This window comes from Limimaricola cinnabarinus (assembly GCF_002723615.1).
GTDB lineage: Bacteria > Pseudomonadota > Alphaproteobacteria > Rhodobacterales > Rhodobacteraceae > Limimaricola > Limimaricola cinnabarinus_B.
This window is the reverse complement of record NZ_KZ304956.1, coordinates 92,921-114,956: the sequence shown is the minus strand read 5'-3', so window position 1 is coordinate 114,956 and position 22,036 is coordinate 92,921. Positions and strand designations below refer to the sequence as shown.

Annotated in this window: 28 protein-coding genes; all 28 read left to right on the top strand. The window is 66.8% G+C overall.

All coding sequences use genetic code 11. The features are described from left to right. Window positions 1-38 precede the first annotated feature (38 nt). Entirely contained in the window at window positions 39-254 is a 216-nt protein-coding gene (locus tag CJ301_RS08525; protein ID WP_099276317.1) for a hypothetical protein, read from the top strand. Continuing rightward, the gene (locus CJ301_RS08520; RefSeq protein ID WP_099276315.1) at window positions 251-445 is read left to right on the top strand and encodes a hypothetical protein; all 195 of its coding nucleotides are present in this window, start codon (window positions 251-253) and stop codon (window positions 443-445) included. Before CJ301_RS08525 ends, CJ301_RS08520 begins: the two co-directional genes overlap by 4 nt. Continuing rightward, on the top strand, window positions 445-1,296 hold the full coding sequence (locus CJ301_RS08515; RefSeq protein WP_099276313.1) for a ParB/Srx family N-terminal domain-containing protein: 852 nt from the start codon (window positions 445-447) through the stop codon (window positions 1,294-1,296). The genes CJ301_RS08520 and CJ301_RS08515 overlap by 1 nt, the downstream gene beginning before the upstream one ends. Continuing rightward, window positions 1,293-1,841: a hypothetical protein gene (locus tag CJ301_RS08510; RefSeq protein ID WP_099276311.1), complete on the top strand. Its 549-nt coding sequence runs from the start codon at window positions 1,293-1,295 to the stop codon at window positions 1,839-1,841. The genes CJ301_RS08515 and CJ301_RS08510 overlap by 4 nt, the downstream gene beginning before the upstream one ends. Beyond that, window positions 1,838-2,167, top strand: coding sequence for a hypothetical protein (locus CJ301_RS08505; RefSeq protein ID WP_162620468.1), 330 nt, complete (start codon window positions 1,838-1,840; stop codon window positions 2,165-2,167). The genes CJ301_RS08510 and CJ301_RS08505 overlap by 4 nt, the downstream gene beginning before the upstream one ends. Beyond that, the gene (locus CJ301_RS08500) at window positions 2,160-2,492 is read left to right on the top strand and encodes a hypothetical protein (RefSeq protein WP_099276307.1); all 333 of its coding nucleotides are present in this window, start codon (window positions 2,160-2,162) and stop codon (window positions 2,490-2,492) included. Before CJ301_RS08505 ends, CJ301_RS08500 begins: the two co-directional genes overlap by 8 nt. A gap of 77 nt (window positions 2,493-2,569) precedes the next feature. Beyond that, window positions 2,570-3,619: a DUF7146 domain-containing protein gene (locus CJ301_RS08495; protein ID WP_254050109.1), complete on the top strand. Its 1,050-nt coding sequence runs from the start codon at window positions 2,570-2,572 to the stop codon at window positions 3,617-3,619. Then, window positions 3,616-5,472 carry a DNA primase family protein gene (locus CJ301_RS08490; protein ID WP_099276303.1) on the top strand — a complete coding sequence of 619 codons (1,857 nt, stop codon included), beginning with the start codon at window positions 3,616-3,618 and terminating at the stop codon, window positions 5,470-5,472. The genes CJ301_RS08495 and CJ301_RS08490 overlap by 4 nt, the downstream gene beginning before the upstream one ends. A gap of 403 nt (window positions 5,473-5,875) precedes the next feature. Beyond that, the gene (locus CJ301_RS08485; protein WP_099276301.1) at window positions 5,876-6,580 is read left to right on the top strand and encodes a hypothetical protein; all 705 of its coding nucleotides are present in this window, start codon (window positions 5,876-5,878) and stop codon (window positions 6,578-6,580) included. Window positions 6,581-6,706: 126 nt separating this feature from the next. Continuing rightward, window positions 6,707-7,117, top strand: a complete 411-nt coding sequence (locus CJ301_RS08480; RefSeq protein ID WP_099276299.1) for an HNH endonuclease — start codon at window positions 6,707-6,709, stop codon at window positions 7,115-7,117. Between the two features lie 33 nt (window positions 7,118-7,150). Beyond that, window positions 7,151-7,642, top strand: coding sequence for a helix-turn-helix domain containing protein (locus CJ301_RS08475; RefSeq protein WP_099276425.1), 492 nt, complete (start codon window positions 7,151-7,153; stop codon window positions 7,640-7,642). 7 nt (window positions 7,643-7,649) lie between these two features. Further along, the gene (locus CJ301_RS08470; RefSeq protein WP_099276297.1) at window positions 7,650-9,359 is read left to right on the top strand and encodes a terminase large subunit; all 1,710 of its coding nucleotides are present in this window, start codon (window positions 7,650-7,652) and stop codon (window positions 9,357-9,359) included. Window position 9,360: 1 nt separating this feature from the next. Beyond that, window positions 9,361-10,629, top strand: a complete 1,269-nt coding sequence (locus CJ301_RS08465) for a phage portal protein (RefSeq protein WP_099276295.1) — start codon at window positions 9,361-9,363, stop codon at window positions 10,627-10,629. Window positions 10,630-10,638: 9 nt separating this feature from the next. Then, window positions 10,639-11,514, top strand: coding sequence for a head maturation protease, ClpP-related (locus CJ301_RS08460; RefSeq protein ID WP_099276293.1), 876 nt, complete (start codon window positions 10,639-10,641; stop codon window positions 11,512-11,514). Continuing rightward, window positions 11,501-12,727 carry a phage major capsid protein gene (locus tag CJ301_RS08455; RefSeq protein WP_099276291.1) on the top strand — a complete coding sequence of 409 codons (1,227 nt, stop codon included), beginning with the start codon at window positions 11,501-11,503 and terminating at the stop codon, window positions 12,725-12,727. Before CJ301_RS08460 ends, CJ301_RS08455 begins: the two co-directional genes overlap by 14 nt. Window positions 12,728-12,795: 68 nt before the next feature. Continuing rightward, entirely contained in the window at window positions 12,796-13,134 is a 339-nt protein-coding gene (locus tag CJ301_RS08450; RefSeq protein ID WP_099276289.1) for a hypothetical protein, read from the top strand. A gap of 10 nt (window positions 13,135-13,144) precedes the next feature. Further along, window positions 13,145-13,708: a head-tail connector protein gene (locus CJ301_RS08445; RefSeq protein WP_099276287.1), complete on the top strand. Its 564-nt coding sequence runs from the start codon at window positions 13,145-13,147 to the stop codon at window positions 13,706-13,708. 1 nt (window position 13,709) lies between these two features. Beyond that, window positions 13,710-14,057, top strand: a complete 348-nt coding sequence (locus tag CJ301_RS08440; RefSeq protein WP_099276285.1) for a head-tail adaptor protein — start codon at window positions 13,710-13,712, stop codon at window positions 14,055-14,057. 1 nt (window position 14,058) lies between these two features. Beyond that, window positions 14,059-14,565: an HK97-gp10 family putative phage morphogenesis protein gene (locus tag CJ301_RS08435; RefSeq protein ID WP_099276283.1), complete on the top strand. Its 507-nt coding sequence runs from the start codon at window positions 14,059-14,061 to the stop codon at window positions 14,563-14,565. 1 nt (window position 14,566) lies between these two features. Next, window positions 14,567-14,956: a DUF3168 domain-containing protein gene (locus tag CJ301_RS08430; protein WP_099276281.1), complete on the top strand. Its 390-nt coding sequence runs from the start codon at window positions 14,567-14,569 to the stop codon at window positions 14,954-14,956. Beyond that, entirely contained in the window at window positions 14,949-15,386 is a 438-nt protein-coding gene (locus tag CJ301_RS08425) for a phage tail tube protein (RefSeq protein WP_099276279.1), read from the top strand. Before CJ301_RS08430 ends, CJ301_RS08425 begins: the two co-directional genes overlap by 8 nt. After that, window positions 15,386-15,742 carry a gene transfer agent family protein gene (locus CJ301_RS08420; RefSeq protein WP_216823267.1) on the top strand — a complete coding sequence of 119 codons (357 nt, stop codon included), beginning with the start codon at window positions 15,386-15,388 and terminating at the stop codon, window positions 15,740-15,742. Before CJ301_RS08425 ends, CJ301_RS08420 begins: the two co-directional genes overlap by 1 nt. A gap of 11 nt (window positions 15,743-15,753) precedes the next feature. Further along, on the top strand, window positions 15,754-16,041 hold the full coding sequence (locus CJ301_RS08415; protein ID WP_099276277.1) for a hypothetical protein: 288 nt from the start codon (window positions 15,754-15,756) through the stop codon (window positions 16,039-16,041). A 3-nt stretch (window positions 16,042-16,044) separates the two neighbouring features. Then, complete coding sequence (locus CJ301_RS08410; protein ID WP_099276275.1) at window positions 16,045-18,297, top strand: hypothetical protein; 2,253 nt, start codon at window positions 16,045-16,047, stop codon at window positions 18,295-18,297. 2 nt (window positions 18,298-18,299) lie between these two features. Beyond that, entirely contained in the window at window positions 18,300-18,974 is a 675-nt protein-coding gene (locus CJ301_RS08405) for a hypothetical protein (protein ID WP_099276273.1), read from the top strand. After that, a complete protein-coding gene (locus CJ301_RS08400; RefSeq protein ID WP_099276271.1) occupies window positions 18,971-19,615 on the top strand; it encodes a hypothetical protein in 645 nt (214 codons plus the stop codon). The genes CJ301_RS08405 and CJ301_RS08400 overlap by 4 nt, the downstream gene beginning before the upstream one ends. Next, window positions 19,600-19,980: a DUF6950 family protein gene (locus CJ301_RS08395; protein WP_099276269.1), complete on the top strand. Its 381-nt coding sequence runs from the start codon at window positions 19,600-19,602 to the stop codon at window positions 19,978-19,980. Before CJ301_RS08400 ends, CJ301_RS08395 begins: the two co-directional genes overlap by 16 nt. Continuing rightward, entirely contained in the window at window positions 19,980-22,025 is a 2,046-nt protein-coding gene (locus CJ301_RS08390) for a hypothetical protein (protein ID WP_099276267.1), read from the top strand. The genes CJ301_RS08395 and CJ301_RS08390 overlap by 1 nt, the downstream gene beginning before the upstream one ends. Window positions 22,026-22,036: the final 11 nt, after the last annotated feature.

Below are 22,036 nucleotides of genomic sequence, written 5' to 3'. Positions count from 1 at the left end.
GCCGCGTTGAACAAAAAAAACGACGAGGAGAGCAGATCATGAAGGCTTCGACGGCCCCTCGGGTCCGGTTTCCGCTCGCGCATCTCGCTGTCGAGGTTGTGTCTGAGCCGGGCAATACACCCTTCTTCGCGCTGATCGCATGCGAGGCTCTCCGGGCCGTCGATCGCAAGCCGATCTTCTCCGGTCCCGTGCCATCCGACATGGCCGCGCAGCTGCGCGCGCTTGCCGATCACCTTGAGGGGGTCAGCGCGTGAGACGGATCTACACCGACGATACCGTACTGAGCTGGCTCGAGCGCCGCCGCGCCGGCCAAACCTGTCTCGCCATCGCCCGGACCGACGGTGCCGACAAGCGCGTCGTGCTGACCACCACGAACCGGGTGCGCGCGGCGGACCTGGCAGAATCCGGCGAAGGTCCGGTGCGGGTGCTGGAGGGCTATTGGTAATGAGTATCTACCGTCCAATCGTCACGGCAGGGCAGCCGATACCGGATGAGATCCCAATCGAGGATCGCCCCAAGATCACCTGGATCCCGATCGAACGACTGGTGATCGACGACCGCTACCAGCGTCCGCTCCTTGAGGCGAACTGGGAGATCATCCACAAGATCGCCCGTAGCTTCACCTGGAAGCGTTTCTCGCCTGTCATGGCCGCCCCGGTCGAGGATGGCCTGCTCGCCTTGATCGACGGGCAGCACCGCACCCATGCCGCCGCGCTTGTGGGGCACACAGCCGTGCCCGGCGCGATCAACCATCTCGATCCCGCGGCTCAGGCCGCTGCCTTCGCCGGGATCAATGGCGAGATGACGCGTGTGCATCCGATCCAAGTGTTCAAGGCCGCGCTGGCGGCGGGTGAGGCTTGGGCTGTCGAGTGTCAGCAGGTGGTAGCTGCGGCCGGATGCCATCTGATGACGGTGCAGGCCAGCAGCGAAAAGCGGCAGGTGCGTCAGGTCTATGCGGTGTCGGCCATCCGGCAGATGGTCGAGGCCGGGCATGGCAGAGCGGTGACCCTGGCGCTGACTGCGCTCTCGCGGAGCACCTTCGGCAGCAATTTCGTCGAAGCCTGGACCAATGAAACGCTGAAGCCGATCCTCGCCGCCGTGATCGCGACGCCGAAGATCCGGCTCGGCCCGCTGATCCCCTTCATCGATCATCTCGACTTGGCACGGATCAATGCCGATGTCGCGCGGCTGCGGACGCAGCCCGGCTATTCGCAGCGCAGCCAGATGGCGCTGCTCACCGAAACGCTGACCGCCATGCTGCAGCGCTGGCATCGCGAAGGAGGCATCCCGTCATGACTATCGACATCCTCGCTGCCCTGCGCGCCGCTGCCGCGGCGCCGGTTTCCACCCCGGTGGGGTCCTCGGACATCCTGGCCGATCTCGCTGCGCTGGACGGCAAGCGACGTCAGCCCAGTCCGCAAATCGCATCGGAAGCGGGAGACGGCCCCCGGCGTTCCCTTCAGCTCCAGATCGAAGCTCGGGTAGAGGCTGCAAACCGTAAGGCGACCTGCGAAACCGAGCGGCGCATGCCTTGGCCCGAGCACTGGTGGGCGGGCACGGACAGCGCCGATGTCGCGCGCTGCCGGACGCTTTGGCAGGAAGTGCTTCGCCAGTGCTTGATGTCCGCGATCGACGTGCATTTGGGCGCGCCGATCAAGGCAAACGATGCCACGCCGGCATGGATCGGTTCGCGCGACTTCGCCATGGTGTGCGATCTGGCCGGTTTTGAGCCTTCCGCCGTGGCCGAACGCCTGCTCGCACGACTGCGCGAGCCCAATGGCGCCGTGGCACTGCGCCGCGAATTGGTCGTCGCCCCGCGTAGCTCGGGGGATCAGGAATGACAAATACCCTCGTAGCGTTCGGATTGGCGGCCATGACGGCAGCCTTCAAGGCAAAGCAGCGACCGCTGACCGAAGGCGAGATCGCCGCCTTCACCGCGCGCGCGGCTGAGCTCGTGCCGGATGATGCTCTGGCACAGGGCGCCGTCGACGTCTTTCTAAGGGATCTGCCCGACGATCACGTGGCGGCCGGTCAGGCGCTGCTCGATTTCATCTGCAGCTGGTCACGGATTCCGACGACCGAAGAGATCCGCCGGGCCGAAACGCTGCTGACGGAAGATCTGCCGCGCGGCTTCGATGCCTGGCAGCGCGAGGCTGGCCATGGCTGAGCGCGCGCGCCACCCGATCGACCGCGCGGCACTGGCGGCGATGATCGAGACCTCGGTGACTTATGCCCTGACCCCCGCTCGTGCGGATGATGTGCGCAACAGCCTGCGGGCGCGGTTGCGCGAGGTGCTGCTGCGCCTTGGCGATCCTAAGGATGAACCGCTGGCGGAGCCGATCGAGCTCGTGCGGGTGCAGGCGGGGCGGGTGGCCCACGGGGCGCCCGGCATCAAGCCGCATCAGGCGGACGAAATGCTGCGCAGCGCGCTGCTGATGCTCTACGCCGGGCGATCTGATGCGGCGCAAGAGCGCCTGACCGGGGGTCTGTGACGATGGATGATCCCCGTTTGGATGAAGCGCGGTTGATCCCCATCGCGGAGGTCGCGCACCGGCTTGATATTCGGGGCTTGAAGCCTGCCGCGCGTGAGCAGATTGGGCCGTGCCCCGTCTGTGGTGGCAAGGATCGGTTCTCGATCAATCCGGATCTCGGCGTCTTCAACTGCCGGCATTGCGGCGGTGGCGATGGCGTGCGCCTCGTCGAGCTGGTGCTGGCCTGCGATTTCAAGGCGGCGCTGGCATGGCTGGTGGGCGAGGCGGAACAGCAGATCGATCCCGAGGTCCGCCGACAGCGCGAAGAGGCGCGCGAGCGCGACAGGGCCAATGCGGAGCGGGTGGCGGAGCGCAAGCGCGCCGAAGCCGTCTCGGCCGCGCGTGCCCTATGGGATGGGGCGGAGCCTGCCCTTGGCTCTCCCGTGGTCGATTACCTGCGGCTGCGCGGCCTGCCAGACACGGTCGCGGCGGCCCCGGCGCCCTGCCTGCGCTATGCGCCGGCTCTGCCCTACATGATCCCGGCCGAGGGGCGTGGCTGGCAGGAGGTCCATCGGGGCCCGGCCATGCTCGCGGCGATCCAGATGCCCTCGGGCCAGTTCTCGGCCGTGCATCGCACCTGGTTCGATCTCGACCGGCCGCAGGGCAAGGCGCGGATCCTGCATGATGGCGAGATACTCGATCGCAAGAAAAGCCTCGGCTCCAAAAAGGGCTGCGCGATCCGGCTGACGCATCACCGGCCCCGGCCGGGCGATTTCGACACGCTGATCATGGGCGAGGGGATCGAGACGACGCTGACCGCACTTGCTGCCGATGCGCTGCCCGGCGCGGCCTATTGGGCCGGGATCGATCTGGGCAACATGGCGGGGCGTCGCGTGCTGCGCGGCAAGGGCATGAAGTATGCCGGGGTCCCCGACCTCGAAGACGACAGTGCCTTTCTGCCGCCGCCATGGATCCGCCGCCTGGTCTTCATCCAGGACGGCGACAGCGACCCGCGCGTGACCCGCGCCCAGCTTCTTTCCGGCCTGCGCCGCGCCCGGGCGCGGATCCGAGGGCTCGACAGCATCTCCATCGTCCATGCGGGCGAGGGACAGGATTTGAACGATATTCTCACGAGGGACCCACAATGACGGATGAGTTTGATCCGCTGCGCGAGGTGCGCGATCGCATCGCCTCGGCCGAAGAGGTCGATATGGGTGATGTGCCGATCGCAGCCGACACCCCGGACCCCGATTATGATCCCGCCGATCCGCGCGATCAAGAAACGGATGCACCGAAGGATCCCGAAGACCCGAACGCCGCCCCGGCGCCGGAGGTCGAAGGATCGGGCTATCCGCTCAACGATGTCGGAAACGGGCGACGCTTCGTGCTCTATCACGGCAGCGACGTGACGCAGGTGCCGCGCGTCGGATGGTTCGGATGGGATGGCACCCGCTGGGCGCAGGACAGCAACGGGTTGGCCGTGCGCCGGCTGGCCCAGTCGGTCAGCGACCGGATGCTAGACGAGGTGCGTCACCTTGCTCTGGAAGACTGGGAGCGCGAACGGCTCGACGCCCTGCCGAATGCCGAGGCGGAGGTGCGTCGGATCCGGGCACTCGAGGAGCGCAGCGATGATGATGAGGCTGCGCTGGCCACGGCACTGCGCAAGGTCGACGCCGCGATCGCGGTTAAGAAGGCACTCGGCAAGCGGAAGACCGAGCACCGTACCTTCGCCAAATCGACCGGCAACACCGGCAAGATCGATGCCATGCTGACCGAGGCGGGCGTGACGCTGTCGAAGACGCTCGACGAGCTCGACGCCGACCCGCTGGCGATCAACATCGCGTCGGGCACGCTGCACTTCGTTGTGCATGAGGCGCAGAGCAAGCCGAAGCGCGCGACTTGGGAAATGCGACCGCACGATCGGGAGGACTACCTGACCAAGTGCATGCCGGTCGAGCATGATCCGGAGGCAAAGGCGCCCCTCTTCGAGGCCTTCCTGCGCCGCATCCAGCCCGACCCGCAGATCCGCGGCTTCCTGCAGCGTTGGTTCGCGCTCTCGATGACGGGCGTCGTGGTGCAGAACCTTGTCTTCTTCTACGGCCACGGGGCCAACGGCAAATCCGTCCTGGTCGATCTCATGGCCCGGATGATGGGCGACTACTCCGCCACGGCGAAGATTGAATCCCTGACCGGCCAGTCGAAGCGCGGCGGCGCGGACGCCACGCCCGACCTGATCCCACTGATGGGCGCTCGCATGGTCCGAGCCTCTGAGCCTGAACAGGGTGAACGTCTGAAGGAAGGCACGATCAAGGAGCTCACCGGCGGCGAGCCGATCCTGGTGCGCGCGCTGCGTGAGGACTTCGTCGAGGTGAACCCCAAGTTCAAGCTGGTGATTTCGGGCAACCACAAGCTCGAGATCCGCGGCACCGATGACGGCATCTGGCGGCGCGTACTGATGGTCCTTTTCGGGGTTCAGATCCCCGAAGAGGAGCGCGATCCGAACCTGGGCAAGAAGCTCTGGGAGGAGCGCGCTGGTATCCTGAACTGGCTGATCGAGGGTCTGGAGGATTACCTCGAGGTCGGCTTGCAGATACCGGAGAGCGTGGCAGAGGCGACCCGCGCTTATCGAGAGGAGAGCGATCCCGTCGGCAGCTTCCTCGATCAATGCTGCGAGGTCACGGGCGATCCCGAGGCCTACACGCGGACCAAGGATCTCGTCACGGCCTTCAACTTCTGGATGGATGAGCGCGGCGACAGCCAATGGACGCCGCGCACGGTACAGCTGCGGCTCAGGTCCAAAGCGGACCACTACCGCGACCGTCGCTCGGGGCTTACCTTCACCGACGGCAAGCGCAGCATCGCGGGCTATCGCGGCCTACTCCTCACGGAAGAGTTCAAGCAGCGTATGGCGGATAGCGCCGGCGGCGGCAGCTATGGCAGCGCGCCGACCTCGTCGTCGTCAGGCGCGGCAAGCGATTGGGCCCCGGACCCCTACTCATGAAAACAGGCGGGAGGATGGGGAGGATGGCGACCCCGGCGGGAGGATGATGCGGCAAAGGGGGTGCGGGGGAAGGATAACCAGATCAATCGCTTGCACCCCGCCGAGGGAGCCGAGGGAGGATAGGGAGGATGATTTTCGCATACGCGTACGCGCGTGTTTCTGGATGCCACAAGACCCGAAGAAGGCCCTTATGCGTATACCGGAATTATCCTCCCTATCCTCCCTATCCTCTACTCCTTCCCTTTTTATCCAACGAATACAGCGAACTGGAAGGAAGGGGGATCAGGGAGGATAGCTTGATGAACGTCACTTATCCTCCCGTTCCTCCCTAATCCCAGATGACCAACCACAAGACCTAGATCCCGGCTTATCAAGGCCACCACATATTGAGAAAGCCCTGCCCATGTCTCAGCATTTCAGCCTCCTCGGTCTCACCGCGCGCCCCGTCACCGGGAAGGATCGCCTCTCGGAGGAGGTGGATCGGGTGCAGGCGCTGCTTGATGGCGCTCAGCCGCCTGCGGATTGCAGCCCGGAGATCCCCGTCGCGCCCGGCCGGGGGCCGATGCGGGTGCTGCGCCAGTACGAGACGGTGATGACGCCCTCGGGGCTGCGCACCCGGCGCGCCACGGCCGAAGGCTTCCACCCGGCCGCGACCGTCGATGCTTTCGACCGGATGGAACTGCAGGCGCGGCGCCGCGATCCCGAGGGCCCCGCGCTCTTTACAGTCGCTCAGGTCGAGGCGGGCCGCGTCTATGCCGCGCTGGCCGAGCGGGTCGAGGCCGCGGGCGTCAAGTGCTCCTCGATCGAGGGGCAGGCAAAGGCGGGCGATGGCTCGTCGTCCTGGATTGATGCGGTGATCCACGACATCCAGCGCTATCGTCGGATGCTGCGCGCGATCGGCGGCGAGGTGGTGCTCGCACCCCAGCGCCGCCGGGCGGATGATCCCCGCCGTACCATCCGCGCTCGCCAGCTGGTCGACGCGGTGTGCGTGCAGAGCATGACGATCAACGAGCTTCGCAGGCAGTACGGATGGGCTGACACACAAAGGACGCGTGGCCCCCTTAGGGAGGCGCTGTGCGGGGCACTGGATCGCCTCTATGCCCTCTGACAGCAAAAAGGGGCTTTTCGATTAAGCCGACCGGATGTAGCCCTTAGGGCATCATCACCAAGTGCGCCCGGCGGGACCCGAGACCCGACCGGGCGTTTCCTTTTCCGAACATCGAAGGGCGAGCCCATGGGCCGACTGAAGCAGCTGGGGCAGCCGCTTCGGTCCTTGAAGCCGCGGCTCTCCTACGTCGAGCGTCCAAGTGAAAGCCGGGAGCGCGATGCGCGCCATGCCTGGCGCAGCTGGTACAAGACGGCGCGCTGGCAGGCGCTGCGATGGGAGGTGCTGGTCGAGGCCGCGTTCACCTGCATCCGGTGCAAGCGGGTCGAGAGCGACACCTCGCTGCTGGTCGCGGACCACAAGGTCGCGCATCGCGGTGACCCCGCGCTGTTCTGGGATCGCCGGAACCTGCAGTGCCTGTGCAAATGGTGTCACGACAGCGCGAAACAGCGCGAAGAACGGCGCGGTTCCGGCCAATCCGCGTCAAATCGGACGAAAGGGGAGGGGGGTGTCGAAACCTGGAAGGGCCGCGATCTCTAGACCGGCGCCTAATCTCACGTGGAGGTTTTTTTCGTGGCTGACGAGATTTTCGACCTGTTCGGCAATCCTGCTCGGCCCGGCAAGGGCCAGCGTGGTCGACCGCCATATGAGGCCACCGAAAAAGATCGTAACAAAGTCAAGCTGTTGCTGGCTCTCGGGTGGTCCAACACCCGCGTGGCGGCGGCGATCCCGGTCTCCGAGGCGACGCTGAAGCGGTATTTTAGAGCCGAGCTGAAGGAACGCGATCAGATGCGCGACCGCCTCGATGCCCGACGCTTCGAGATCGTCATGGAGCAGGCGAACGCCGGCAATGTCGGCGCGCTGAAAGAGCTGAGCAAGATGATCGAGCGATCCGACCTGATGCGCGCGGGCCAGCGGATGGACAAGCCCGCGGGCGGGAAGGCCAAAGCAAAGGTCGCGCGCCTTGGCAAGAAAGAGCAGGCGCAGCTCGATGCCGAAGCCGCGGGCGCCGGTGATGACGACGAATGGGGAGACGACCTGCAGTTCCCCAGCATGGTGAACTGAGGCCGGCATGGCGCACCATGTCGGCGATGCCTGGGACACCGCGCTCCCGGACTGGGAACAGCGGATCCGCAACCGCGAGAGCCTGATCCCCAATCTGCCGCTGTTCGACGTGATGGCACAGAAGGCGCTGCGGATATTCAAACGGCTGCGGGTGCCCGACATCATCGGCACTCCGACCTATGGCGAAGCCTGCGAGCAGTGGGTGTTCGACCTGGTCGCGGCGATCTTCGGCAGCTACGACCCCGAGACAAAAAGACGGGCCCTGCGGGAGTTCTTCCTCCTGATCCCGAAGAAGAACGGGAAGTCGTCGATCGCCGCGGCCATCATCGTCACGGCCGCGATCATGAACGAGCGGCCAGAGGCCGAGCTGCTGCTGATCGCGCCGACCAAGACCATCGCCGAGATTGCCTTCAAGCAGGCGAAGGGGATCATCCGCCTCGACGCTGCGCTGACCAAGACGTTCCATGTGCGCGATCACCTGCGCAAGATCGTCCATCGGGTGAGCCGTGCCGAGATCGCCGTGAAGGCGGCAGACACCGACGCGATCACAGGCGGCAAGGCGACGTTCACGCTGATCGACGAGACGCACGAGTTCGCGAAGAAGTCGAGCGCGGCGGCAGTCTTCGTCGAGATCCGGGGCGCGCTGGCCGCGCGGCCCGACGGGTTTCTGATGCAGATCACGACCCAGTCGAAGGAGCCACCGGCCGGTGTCTTCAAGCAGGAGCTCGACAAGGCTCGCGCGGTGCGCGACGGCGATCTGCGGCTGCCGCTTCTGGCGGTGCTCTACGAACTGCCCGAAAGCATGGCGAAGAGGGGCGGTTGGAAGAAGCCCGCGACTTGGGGGCTGGTGAACCCGAACCTCGGCGTCTCGGTCGATCCGCAGTTCCTGGCAGACCAGCTGCTGGTCGCGGAGCGCGACGGCCCCGCGGCGATGGCGCTCCTCGCTTCGCAGCACTTCAACGTCGAGGTGGGTGTCGGGCTCAAGACCGACAGCTGGGTCGGCGCCCGGCATTGGGGCAGCGCGGGCGAAGAAGGCCTGACCCTCGACGAGCTGATCGCGCGCAGCGAGGTCGCGGTCGCAGGCGTCGATGGCGGCGGTCTCGATGACCTTCTCGGTCTCGCGGTGATCGGCCGGGACCGCGAGACCAAGAAATGGCTGCATTGGGCGCATGCCTGGGCGCATCCCGAGGTGCTCGAGCTGCGCAAGGAGATCGCGCCGCGGCTGCATGATTTCGAGACGGCAGGGGACCTGACGATCCTGACCGGCGAGGATCCGACGCAGGATGTCGTCGATCTCGCGAACTACGTGGAACGGCTCTTCAAGGCGGACCTCTTGCCGGACAATGGCGCCGTGGGTCTCGACCCGGCGGGGATCTCGGCGATCGTCGATGAGCTCGTCGGTCGCGGCATCGATGACGATCTGCTGGTCGCGATCCCGCAGGGCTACCGGCTGTCCCCGGCGATCTGGGGAATGGAGCGCAAGCTGAAGAACGGGACGCTCCGGCACGGGGGCCAGCCCATGATGGACTGGGTTCTCGGAAACGCGAAGACCGAACAGAGAGGCAATGCCGTGATCATCACCAAGGAAACCGCGGGCAAGGCGAAGATCGATCCGCTGATCGCGTCGCTGAACGCGTTCCTGCTGATGGCGCGCAATCCGCAAGCAACGGCCCTGCGCCTCGATGACTTCCTGTCCCAGCCCGTGATGGTGGTCTGAGGTGAAGATAGTCGATCGGCCCACCTCGATCCCGGCGGTGCCCCGGGTCCGCAACAACCTGGTCGGGGGTGACTTGGGCAAAGAGCGGCGCCTGCGGGCCGATCAGGCAGGGGGCTGGGCTGCGGTCCATGGGCGTGAAAGCAATGCTGGGCGGCAGGTCTCGGTCGAGAGCGCGATGGAGCTGTCGGCAGTCTGGGCCTGCATCCGTCAGACGGCGCAGACGATCTCCGCGCTGCCGCTCAGCGTCTACGAAAAGCGCGAGGGTGGCAGCCGCCAACCGGTCGATGACCGGCTGTCCGAGATCCTCACCGTCACGCCGAATGCACGGCAGACCGCGATGGAGCACTGGGAAGGGCAGATTGCCTGGCTCCTGGCGAATGGCAATTGCTATGCGGAACGGATCCACACCGGGCGGCATCTCTCGGCGCTCGATCCCATGCCTGCTGCCCTGGTCGAGCCGATCCTCGTCGGTGGTGAACTGCGGTACCGCGTCATGGATCGCGGCCGTGAGGAAACGCTGCCGGCCGAGAAGGTTTTCCACGTCCGGGGCTTCGGCTTCGGCGGTCTGAAGGGACTGTCGGCGATCCGTTACGGGGTCCAGAGCATGGGTGCGGGCCTCGCGGCGGAGGAGGCCGCAGCCAAGCTCTTCGCCAACGGTATGCAGGGCTCGGGTTTCCTGAAGGCAAAGCAGACGCTGTCGCCGGACCAACGGGTGCAGCTGCAGGCGATGCTCTCGAATTACGCCGGATCCTCGAACGCCGGCAAAATGATGGTGCTCGAGGCCGGGCTCGAATGGCTTCCCGCGACCCTCAATCCTGAGGACGCGCAGATGCTCGAGACGCGCCAGTTCACGATCGAGGACATCTGTCGGTGGTTCGGTGTTCCTCCGATCGTCATCGGTCATTCGGCCAAGGGGCAGACGATGTGGGGCACGGGGGTCGAGCAGATCCTGATCAGCTGGATGAGCCAAGGCCTCAATCCGCTGATGCGCCGGATCGAGGCCCGCATTCGCCGCGATCTCATCCGTCCCGTGCAGCGGAACGCCTACGCGGAATGGAACCGCGAAGGCATCCTGCAGATGGAGAGCAAGGCCAAGAGCGAGTTCCTTCTCGGCTTGGTGAATGGCGGAATCATGACGCCGAACGAAGCCCGCGAGAAACTGAACCTGCCGCGCATCGAGGGCGGAGACAGCCTGCTGGTGCAGGGCGCGATGATCACGCTCGACGAACTGCTGTCGCGCGTCAACGCCCCGCAGCCGCCCAGAACCTAGGAGAGACCGATGTCCATCCGATCCCTGCGAGCGGCTCCGACCGCACGCCCCGTCAACCTGCGCACCAACATGCCGGTCGGCGCCTTCGAGCGCTGGGTCGAAAACCTTGAAGCGCGAGAGGAGGCGCCCGAGGCCTCGATCTCGATCCTCGACGTCATCGGCGAGGATTTCTGGGGCGACGGTGTCACCGTGAAACGGATCTCGGCGGCGCTGCGCTCGATCGGCACGCGCGACGTGACGGTCAACATCAACAGCCCTGGCGGTGATTTCTTCGAAGGCCTGGCGATCTACAACGCGCTGCGCGAGCACCCGGCCAAGGTCACGGTCAACATTCTCGGCCTTGCGGCCTCGGCGGCCTCATTCATCGCGATGGCGGGTGATGAGATCCGCATCCCCAAGGCCGGGTTCATGATGCTGCACAATACGCAGGTGATCGCCGCCGGCGACCGCCACGCGCTGCGCGAGGTGGCCGACTGGCAAGAGACGATGGACGAGGTGCTCGCGGAGATCTACGCAGATCGATCCGGTACCGAGCTCAGCGCGATCTCGACGATGCTGGATGGGCGCGGCGATGGCACTTGGCTGTCGGGCAAGCGCGCGATCGAGGCCGGGCTCGTGGACGGCTATCTGGCCGAGGATGCGGCGCGCGAAAGCCAGACCGCGCCGGAAGCCCGGGCCACCAACGCGATCCGCCGGCTGGAGGCCTCGCTCTCGCGCGGGGGCCACAGCCGCGGCGAAAGCCGGAAACTGATCAACGACCTCAAAGCGGCCATGCACGACGCTGGCCGGTCGAGCGGCATGCAGGACGCTGCCGCGAGCGAAGGCCTTGCTGGCCTTCTGGACTTGGCGCGCAATACGAAAGGGACTTTTCATGCCGCTGGATAACACCGAGACCCAGCTCCGCGAGCTGACGAATGAACTCAAGCGGGTCGGCGACAATGTCAGCCGTACCGCTGAAAACGCCATGGCGGAAGCCCGTCGTTCGGGGGAGGTCTCGGATGAGACCAAGGCCACCGCCGACCGGCTGCTGACCGAACAGGGCAAGCTGAGCACCAGCGTGAACGCCCTGACGTCGCAACTCGAGGGGTTGCAGACCCAGAACCTCGAGATCGAACAGCGCCTCGCGGCGCGCGGCGATGGCGGGCGCCGGGATGCCCGTCAGACCCTCGGACAGGCCGTCACTGCCAACGAGGCGGTGAAGGCCTACAGCGGGACCGGCACGGTCAAGATGGAGGTGCAGAACGCCATTACCACGGCTTCGGGTTCGGCAGGTGCGCTTGGCGACCCCTACCGCGATCCCGAGGTGGTCGGCCTGCCGATGCAGGACCGTCGCATCCGCGATCTGATCCCCTCGGTGCCGATTACCGATTCCAGCGCGAACTACGCGCGCCAGACCAGCCGGACCAATGCCGCTGCACCCGTGGCCGAAGGCGGGCTGAAGCCCGAAAGCGCGCTGGCCTGGGGCCCCGAGGATGCCATCGTGCGGACCATCGCGCACTGGATCCCGGTCTCGCGCCAGGCAATGGCGGACCTGCCGCAGCTGCAGGGGCTGATCGACACCGAGCTGCGCTATGGTCTCGACCTTGTCGAGGATGCCCAGCTTCTCGCTGGCGACGGTCTCGGCCAGAACCTGTCCGGCCTGATCACCAATGCCACCGCCTACAGTGGCGCGGCCGAAGCGAAGATCTCCAACCCGACGCTGATCGACAAGCTTCGGGTGGCGATGCTCGAGGCCACGCTCAACCTCTATCCGGCGGACGGCATGGTGCTGAACCCCGAAGACTGGATGGTGATCGAGACCAGCAAGGACGCGCAGAACCGCTACATCTTCGCGAACCCGCTGAACTTCTCCGGCCCCGTGCTCTGGGGGCGACCGGTGGTGAGCACCATGGCGATGAGCGTCGACAAGTTCCTCGTCGGTGCCTTCCGCGTCGCGGCGACGATCTACGACCGCGCCGATACCGAGGTGCTGATCTCGACCGAGGATCGCGACAACTTCGTCAAGAACATGATCACCGTGCTGGCCGAGAAACGCCTGGCGCTCGGGGTGAAGCGGCCCGGCTCGCTGATCTATGGCGACTTCGGCCTGGTGGTCTGATCCGGCACGCATGACCTGACCGGGGCGGACAAGCCCGCCCCGGCGCATTTCGATACGGAGGCATGAGGATGTCCAAGACAATGATCACCCCGCTGATGCTGCAGGTGGGTGCCTATGGCCGCGCCGAGCCTCACGTGCCGGTGTCGATCGACAGCGATCTCGCCAAGAAGCTCGTCGAGACCGGCCGCTGGGTCGAGGGCAAATCGAAGGTCGCCAGACAGCGTGAGGCCGTCGCCGCAAGGATCGCCGAGGAAAAGGCTGCGATCGAGCAGGCCGAAGCCGACCAAGCTGCGGCAGCTGAGACGGCGGCGGCCGAGAAGGCCGAGGCCGATCGGGCGGCGGCTGAAAAGGCGGCCCTTGAGAAGCAGAAGGCCACCAAGCCCGGCAACGGCGCGGCGGCAAGCTGAGGCTCGTGGCATGACCCTGTCGACGATTACCCCACCGACCGAAGAGCCGATCGATCTGGACCTGGTCAAGACGCATGTGCGGGTCGACGGGGCGGAAGAAGATGCGTTGCTGCAGGGATATATTGCTGCAGCCCGCGCCTCGGTCGAAGCCTATACGCGGCGCAGTCTGGTCACGCGGGTGGTCGAGTTGCGCCGCGATGACCTACGTTCCCAGATTTTGCTGCCAACGGCGCCTGTGCAGTCGGTCGATGCCATATCGATCGAGGGTGTCGACGGGGTCGATACGGGCCTCGCCGATGGCAGCTGGCGGCTTCTTGATCACATGACGCCGGCTCAGCTGGTGCCGGCAACCGGAACCTACTGGCCGCACGCGATGGCTGGGGTCGAGGGAGGCGTGAAGATCCGGATGACCGTGGGCTATGGCGCTGCTCAGGATGTTCCCGGAGATCTTCGCACGGCGCTGCTGCTCTACGTGGCGCATCTCTATCAGAACCGGGAGGGCGAATTGCCGACCGGTGACCGGATGCCATTGACGGTCTCGGCGCTCTTGGCGCCCCACATCCTCTGGGTCTGACATGGGTGCCGCGAAACTCGATCGGCGCGTGCAGTTCCGGCGCGCGACCTTTGCCGACAACGGCTTCAATTCGTCTCGCGACTGGAACGCGGCCGACCCGGCCGCCGACAATCTCGGATCACGGATCTGGGCCCAGAAGACCGACCTGAGCGACGGCGAGCGCTGGCGCGCTGGCGAGGTTGCGGCGCATGTCACGACGCGCTTCGTCGTGCGCTATTCGAGCTTCACCGTTTCGATCACCCCGGCGGATCGGATCGTCTGCGAGGGCGATGTGTACGAGATCACCGGGATCAAGGAAGGCGAGGGGCGTCGGCAGTGGCTAGAAATCACCTGCGCGAGGATGGTCTGACATGGGGACGTCGGTAAAGCTCTCGGGCTTTCGCGAGCTTGAACGCGAGCTGCAGAAGCTCTCGAAATCCGCGGGCAAAACCACGCTGCGGCGCTCGCTGAAGAAAGCCGCCAAACCGATGGCCGAGGCGATGCGTGATCGCGCGCCGCGTGGCGACACCGCATCGGACGATCTGGCCGAGTCGATCGCCATCTCGACCAAGCTCTCGAAGCGTCAGGCCTCGCGGCACCGGCGCATGTTTCGCAACAACCGCGCCTCGGTCGAGATGTTCGTCGGGCCCGGTCCCTTGCCTCAGGCGATCTACACGGAATTCGGAACGGAGCCGCACGTCAACAAGGGGAAATACGCCGGGTCGCAGCACCCCGGCACTGCACCCCAGCCCTACGTGCGCCCTGCCTGGGACGGGGGTCACGACGCCCTGCTCAAGCGGCTGAAGGAGGATCTCTGGGCCGAGATCCGAAAGTCGATCAAGCGTGCCGAAGCGCGCGCCGCGAAGGCGAAGGGCTGACATGGAACAAGCATTCCGCGCGCTGCTTCTGGCCAACGCCGGGGTGACGGCGCTGGCCGGATCGCGCGTCGACTTCGGCGAGGCCTCCGACACCTCCGGCCCGTACGTGGTGTTGTGGGTGATCGGCGATGCCGGGGGCCACACGCTCACCGGGTCCGATGGGCTGTCACGCGGCCGCATCCAGGCCGATTGCTACGCCCTCGGTTATCCCGAGGCCAAGCGTCTGTCGCGCGCCGTACGTAGCGCTCTCGATGCGCATCGCGGCGGCGGCTTTCGCGGCATTTTTCACGACGCGACCCGCGAGGATCGCGAGGGGGGCGGCAACGAGACCAAACGCCCCTACCGCATTTCCCTAGATTTCCTGATCCATTGGAGGGCTGACCATGCCTGAGACTCCCGAAACCAAGGCCGATATCGGTTTCGGTGCCGAATTCGGCATCGAAGGCGCGACCGCCGGAACCTATGAACCCGTGGCCGAGGTCACTGCGATCACCCCGCCATCGCGGTCGCGTGAAGCGATCGAAGCGACCCACCTCAACAGCCCCGACCAATATGCCGAGTTCATCGCCGGTATCATGCGTGGCGGTGAGGCAGGGTTCACCATGAACTTCGTGCCGAGCGCGACCGACACGCTGGTCACCGCCTTCGAAGCCGGGAAGGGCAAATACCAGATCACCTTTCCGAACGGCGTGAAGCTGCAGTTCGCCGGCGTCTTCACCAATTACGAGATCGACGAGATCACGAACGAAAAGATGAGCGCGACCTGTACTTTCCAGCAGTCGGGCAAGGCGAAGCTCGAAGCTGCGGGGGCGCCGGCATAATGGCAAACAGGTTCCTGGGAGAGGCCACGACAAAAGTCGATGGTGAGAGCTACACCTTGCGCTGCGACTTCAACGCGATGGCGCATTTCGAAGAGGAAACCGACATGCCCGCGCTGGAAGCCTTCGAGGCATTCGAGGCGGGCAAGCTGCGTGTGAAGAACATGATCGCGATGATGTGGGCGTTCCTGCAGCACCATCATCCCGATGCCGACATGAAGCTGGCCGGTGTGATCCTGTCCGAGGATGTCGGGGTCCTGCAGCGCGTGGTGGCGGCGGCTTCGCCGACAGAAGCGGAGGCTGGGGACGCGGGAAACGGGCGGGCCCCGCGTCGGCGCAAGGCGAAGGCGGCGGGCTAGACTACCTCGCAATGCTCTCTGAGTACGTCGCGGCCGGGTTCGATCCGGCCGCGTTCTGGGGCCTGACCCCGCGGCTGTATCTCGTGCAGATGCGTGGCGCGGGTGAGCGGCTCAAGCGCGAGCACGAGGGCCGTGCCTGGCTTGCCTGGCACAGCGCGGCGCTTGATCGCGCCAAGAAGCTGCCCGCGTTGCGGCGCTTCGTCACCGGCCGCGCGGCGCGGCCCCAACGGCAATCCCGCGAGACCCTGCAGGCCATGTGCGATGCGCTGGCCGCTGCTTGGGGTGCGAAGAAAGGATAGAGCATGGCGCAATCTGTCATCGGCGCGCTGCGCGTCAATCTCGGCCTCGACAGCGCGCAGTTCGAGCGGGGCGCGAAGAAGGTGCCCAAGACGGTGCAGAACATGCGCAAACAGTTCATGGCTTTGGGGGCCATTGGCGTCGCGACCTTCGCCTCGCTCTCGGCCGCCGCGCTCAAGGGGGCAGCCGATATCGACCGTGCCGCGAAATCGGCCCGGCGGCTCGATGGCTCGATCGGAGCATTCCGGGCGCTCGAGGTCACCGCTGGCGAGGCCGGCGTCTCGGTCGAAAAGCTCGCCGACGACATCCAGACGATGAACCGCCAGTTGGCGAACATCGGCACCTCGGGCAATGCGGATCGCGCCCTCGACCGGCTCGGCATTTCGGCCGAAAGCCTGCAGGGGCTCGACACCGACGAGAAGGTCGCGCGCATTGCCGATCGGGTGAAGGAGCTCGGGCTGTCGGCGGGCCAGGCGACGACCGTGCTGCAGGATCTCGGCATCCGCAATCGCGAGATGGCGCTGCTGATGATCCAGGGCGGTGATGCGATCCGCAATGCCCGCGCCGACATCGACAGCTATGGCCTCGCGCTCGGCGGCGTCGACGCGGGCAAGATCGAGGCGGCGAATGACCAGATCGCCCGGCTTGGCCTGATCGGCCAATATGCCGGTCAGCAGCTGGCGCTGGCGCTCGTGCCGGCCATGGGCCAGATGGCGCAAGCCATGACGGACAGTCTGCGCGAAGGCGGAACGCTGCGCGCGGTGATCGACGGGCTGGTCGGCAATCTCGACCGGCTGGCCGTCTACTTCGGCATCGCGGCGACGGCGCTCGGCGTGCGCTATGTGAGCGCCCTCGTCGCCGCCCGGGCGATGACCATTGCGGTCAACATCTCGACGCTGGGGCTGGTGGGCTCGCTGAAGCTGCTGCGCGGCGCGATCATGCGGACAGGCTTCGGCGTGCTGGTTATCGCCGCCGGCGAATTGGTGATGTGGTTCGGCCGGCTTGTGAAGTCGACGGGGGGCTGGGGCGCCGCGCTGTCACTTTTGGGCGACGTCGCGAGTGGGGTTTGGAAGGGTATCGGCACGAGCGCGAGTGCGCTGGTACCAGCGCTCGGCGCGGTTTGGGGCAACATCAAATCGGGATTCCTCGGGATGCTCGAAAGTCTGGCGACGAAATGGGCCGACTTTCTGCACAAGATGGGCGCTGGCTTGCGGAACGTGCCCGGCATGGAGGATGCCGCCAATGCGGTTGGAGATCAGGCTATCATGGCCGGATCGCAGGTCTATGAATTGCGGCATGCTGCCGATGAGGCCAAAGCCTCTGCTGATACACTAGCCGCCACGGCAAAAAACCGTGTCGCGCAGGGCTTTGATGAAGCCCGCGCCGCTGCCGCCAAGTTGTCGGCTATGGTTGCCGAAGCTGGCGACGAAGCCCTCAACGGCGCCGCAGCGGGCGATGCGTTGGCAGCTTCCCTTGAAGGGGCAGGCGAGGGCTTCGGCGACAGTGGCAATCTGCCCGATGTCGAAGGGGGCGGTGCTGGTGCAGGCGGCAGCAGCGCTGCGGCCAACAAGGCCAAGCAGGAGGCGGAGAAGCGCGCCCAGGTGCTGAAGGATCTGCGCGCCGAGCACGACAAGCTGCGTGCCACGATCAACATGACCGACCTGCAGGCGAAGATCTGGAACGACACGCAGGAGGCGGGCGTCACCGCGACGAGCGCGCAGGGGCAAGAGATTGCCCGTCTCAACACCGCGATCGACGACATGACGCAAGCCAAGGATCGCGCGTCGCAGATGGCCGACACCCTGAAGCAGTCGGCGGGCTCCGCCTTCTCCTCGATCGTCACCGGTGCCTCAAGCGCGAAGGACGCGATCGCGAGTCTCGCGCAGAGCCTTGCGAGCATGTTCGCCGACCAGGCCTTCAACTCGATTTGGGGCGCGCTGGCCCCCTCGATCCCCGGCGCGGTGCCGCAGGTGTCGCTCGGCTCCAACGCCAGCGGCACGAGCAACTGGCGCGGTGGCCTGACGCGGGTGCACGAGCTCGGCGGCGAGATCATGAACCTGCCGCGCGGCACACAGATCATCCCGCACGACATCAGTAAGCGGATGGCTGACGGCGCGGCAAACGGCGTGGCGAACATCCGGCTGTTCCTCGACAGCAAGATGCTGCAGGCCGAGATCCTCGGCACCGCCGGGCCGGTCGCGGTGCAGCTGATCGAGTCGAACAACGAGCAGCTCGCTCAAAACCAGCGGCGGTCCTGAGCGTGGCACTGATCACGCTGCCCGGTGGCATGCGGTTCGCGCAGCGCACGCATTGGCGCCTGCAAACCCGCACCCCGTCATCGGGGATGGGTCTCGACGGCCGCCAGCAGTTCCTGACCCGAGAGGCGCGGAGCTGGTCCTGTAGCTACCAGGTGGAAGGCGGATGGGACGTCTCGGCCGATGGGGCATGGGGCGGCTGGCTCGCGTTTCTCGACGATCTGCGCGGGCCGCTGAACAGCTTCCTGCTGCCGGTGCCGAATGGCCGCACGCCCTGGGCCGCGCCGGGCGAAGTAGTGTTCGTAACCGACTGGAACGGCGATTTCTATTACGAGAGCGGGTCCGGCTTCGTCATGGGCGAGGGCGATCCCACCGTCGCGGCGGATGCGCCCGCTGGGGCGACGATCCTGCAGCTATCGGGTTCGGCAGGCGAGTTCCTGCGCCGCGACGCCATGTTCTCGATCTCCGGCTGGCTGCACCGAGTGGCCGAAAACACCGACGGCACAGTGCGGTTCAACCCGCCGCTGCGCGCCCCCGTCACGGCCGGGACCACGGTCAAGGTCGGCGCGCCCCGCGTGCGGGTGCGCCTGCCCTCCGACGAGGCGGCCGAGTCGGCGCACGCGTTCAGCCAGCTGCGCGGGCTCTACACGCTCGACGTGGTCGAGGCCTTCGAGCGATGAGCCTCTTTCTTGCGGGCCAGCCCGATCCGGAGGCGGTCGAGGCGGCGCTGAAGGCCGAGACGGTGTCGCTGCTGCTGCTGCTCGAGCTGCAATTCGCGTCGGGCACCAAGTATCTCAGCAACTCCAACGTGCCGTTCGTCGATGCCGAATGGGGCCACGAGTGGCAGGGCATGGGTGACATGGTCTCGATCGCTGAGATCTCCGGCGGCGCCGAGGAAATGGCGCCGCTGGTCGAGTACCAGCTGGCGCTGCCCTACGAGCTGCTCGCCCCCGACGAGCGGGGCGTGAGTGGCAAGGGCCGGATTCCGGCGCTGATCGGCAGCCCAGGCGAGTACCTGAACCGTGCGGCGATCCTCTGGGGGCAGATCCTCGATCGCAGAGCCACCGACGCGCATGGCAGGCCGCTGCCGGTCGGCGTGCCCTTCGCGATCCACACCGGGCTGATGGACCGGGTGAAGGCGAGCTTCGGGCCGCTGCAGGCGCGGCTGACGCTGCCGGTCGAGGGGCCGCTGAGCCGCAAGGGCGCGCCGGTCTACGGCATGCTGACCCCGCGCGACCAGGCGCGGCGGCACCCCGGCGACCAGGGCCTGCGCTTCGTGCCCGAGGTGATCAACACGGATGTGACATGGACGACCTGGTGAGCGACTTCATCCGCCGCACCGGCGGCGATCCCTGGCGCTGGGGCCAGACCGATTGCGCGCTCTGGCCGGCGTCGCTGGTGGCCGAGATCACCGGCCGCGATCCGGCGGCGGAGCTGCGCGGCACCTACGACACCGCCTTCGGCTGTCGGCAGGTGCTCTTGCGCGCGGGCGGGCTGGCCGGGCTGTCGCGGCGGCTGATGGCGGGGTTCCGCACCGGCGAGACCGAGACCGGCGTCGCGGTGGCGCGGCTCGAGGGGCAGGTGCTGTGCGGCGTGCTGCGGCGCGGCCGGCTGGTGGTCAAGACCGATGGCGGGGTGCGCATGACCCGCGACTTCACGCTGCTGACCGGATGGGGTTTCGACTGATGCCGCAGGCGCTCGCCTTCGTCTTTCCCGCGACCTTCGCGGCCGGCGGCACCGCCGCGCTGTTCACCTCGGCCGGGACGCTCACCGCGCTCGGCGTGGTGACCAGCATCGGCACCTCGATCGCGCTATCGATGGCAGTGCGCCCCGACGCGCCGGCGCAGACCACGCCCGACAACATCAAGCTGCAGCGGGTGCAGGCAGTAGGGCCGCGCATTCGCCACTACGGCCGGGTGCGGGGCGGCGGGCAGGTGGTGTTCCGCCGCGCGCAGGAGGGGTTCATGCTCGAGGTGATCGCGCATGGCCATGGCGAGATCGACGGGGTCGAGGGCTACTTTCTCGACAAGACCGAGGTCTCGATCGACGCGGGCGGCTACGTCACCGATGACCAGTACGTGGTGAAGTCGAACGGCGCCGAGAAGGTGTCGCGGGTGCGGATCCTGACCCGGCGCGGGCTGGTGCCGTCGAACCATTACCAACCGGTCGAAACCCGATGGCCCGAATTCGACGCGGCGCACCGGCTCGACGGCATCTGGACCACGATGCTGATCTCGCGCCAGGTTGCGGCCGAGGATTTCCGCTCCGTCTATCCGAACGGCCGCCCGCCCGAGATCGAGATCGTGGCCCGCACCTCCAAGCTGCGCGACCCGCGCAGCGGCGCGATCGCCTATTCCGACAATGCGGCGCTGGCGCTGGCCGACCTGATCGAGCACCCGGACGGCTTCAACCTCGCGGGCATGGTCGACGACGCGATGCTGGCGGGCGCGGCCGATGATGCCGACGACGCGATCCCGCTAGCGGCGGGCGGCACCGAGCCGCGCTATCGCCTGGCGGGCAGCTACGCGCTGTCAGAAAAGCCCGGCGAGGTGCTGCGGCGCATGCTCGATGCCTGCAACGGCGACGTGCAGCTGCTGCCCTCGGGCAAGATCGGCGTGCATGTCGGCAAGTGGCGCGAACCGGCGGTGACCATCGGTGAAGCCGAGATCATCGATCTGCAAAGCTGGGAGGCGGGGCAGGATCGGCTCGACCGCTACACCGAACTGCCCTGGGTCTACACCGATCCGGGCTTGGGCTATCAGCAGACCACGGGCGAGGCCTGGGTCGACGCGGCGCGCGAGGCCGACAACGGCCAGATCGCGGTCGGGCCGCAGCTCGACCTGTCCTTTGCGCCGAGCGCGGGGCAGGGCGGGCGCTGCGCCAAGCACCGGATCGAGGCCGACAACCCGCGGCACCTGCTGACGCTGGCATGCAAGCCGTCGGCGATGCGGGCGGTCTACGAGCGTTACGTATCGATCGACATGCCTGAGCTGCCGGCGGTGGTCTGGCGGATCCAGCGCTACCGGATCGATCTGGCCAGCGGTCAGGTGGTGCTGCAGCTGCGCAGCTTCGACCCGGCGGCGTTGTCCTGGTCGGTGGCCGAGGAACCGGCGCCGGTGGCGCTGCCCGAGCCCGACACCTCCGCAGGCCTGCCGGTCCCGGCGAACTTCGCCGCCGCCGGCGCCGGGCGCCGCACCGCGCAGAACGCCTTCACCGCGGGGATCGGCCTGCAATGGGACGCGCCGGAATCGGACGCGCTGTCGCCGGTGGCGCAATACGCCCCCGCAGGCAGCGATGCCTGGGAGGCCTGGCCGCTGCCCGGCTCGGCCACCTCGGCGCTGATTTCGCCGCTCGATGACGGGGCCGACTATGACATCCGGCTGGCCTTCGAGACCTCCGACGAGCGCCGCGGGACCTGGGCGGTGATTACCGGCGTGACCGCCTCGGCCGATGCCAGCGCTCCGGCCGCGCCGACCGATCTGGCGGTGAGCGACGAGGGCGGCGGCTCCGCCCGCGTCTCGCTCGTCACGAGCACGAGCCCCGGCCTGTGGAAGACCATCGTCTACCGCGACGGGGTGGAGGTCGGCACCTTCTTCGATGCGCCCGGTACGGCGATCGCCTTCTTCGACAGCCCCGGTGTGGGCAGCTTCAGCTGGACCGCGCGGTCCATCAACGTTTCCGGCAAGCCGAGCGCGACCGACGCCGGCCCCGTTTCTCAAACCATTACCTGACGGAGCCCAAC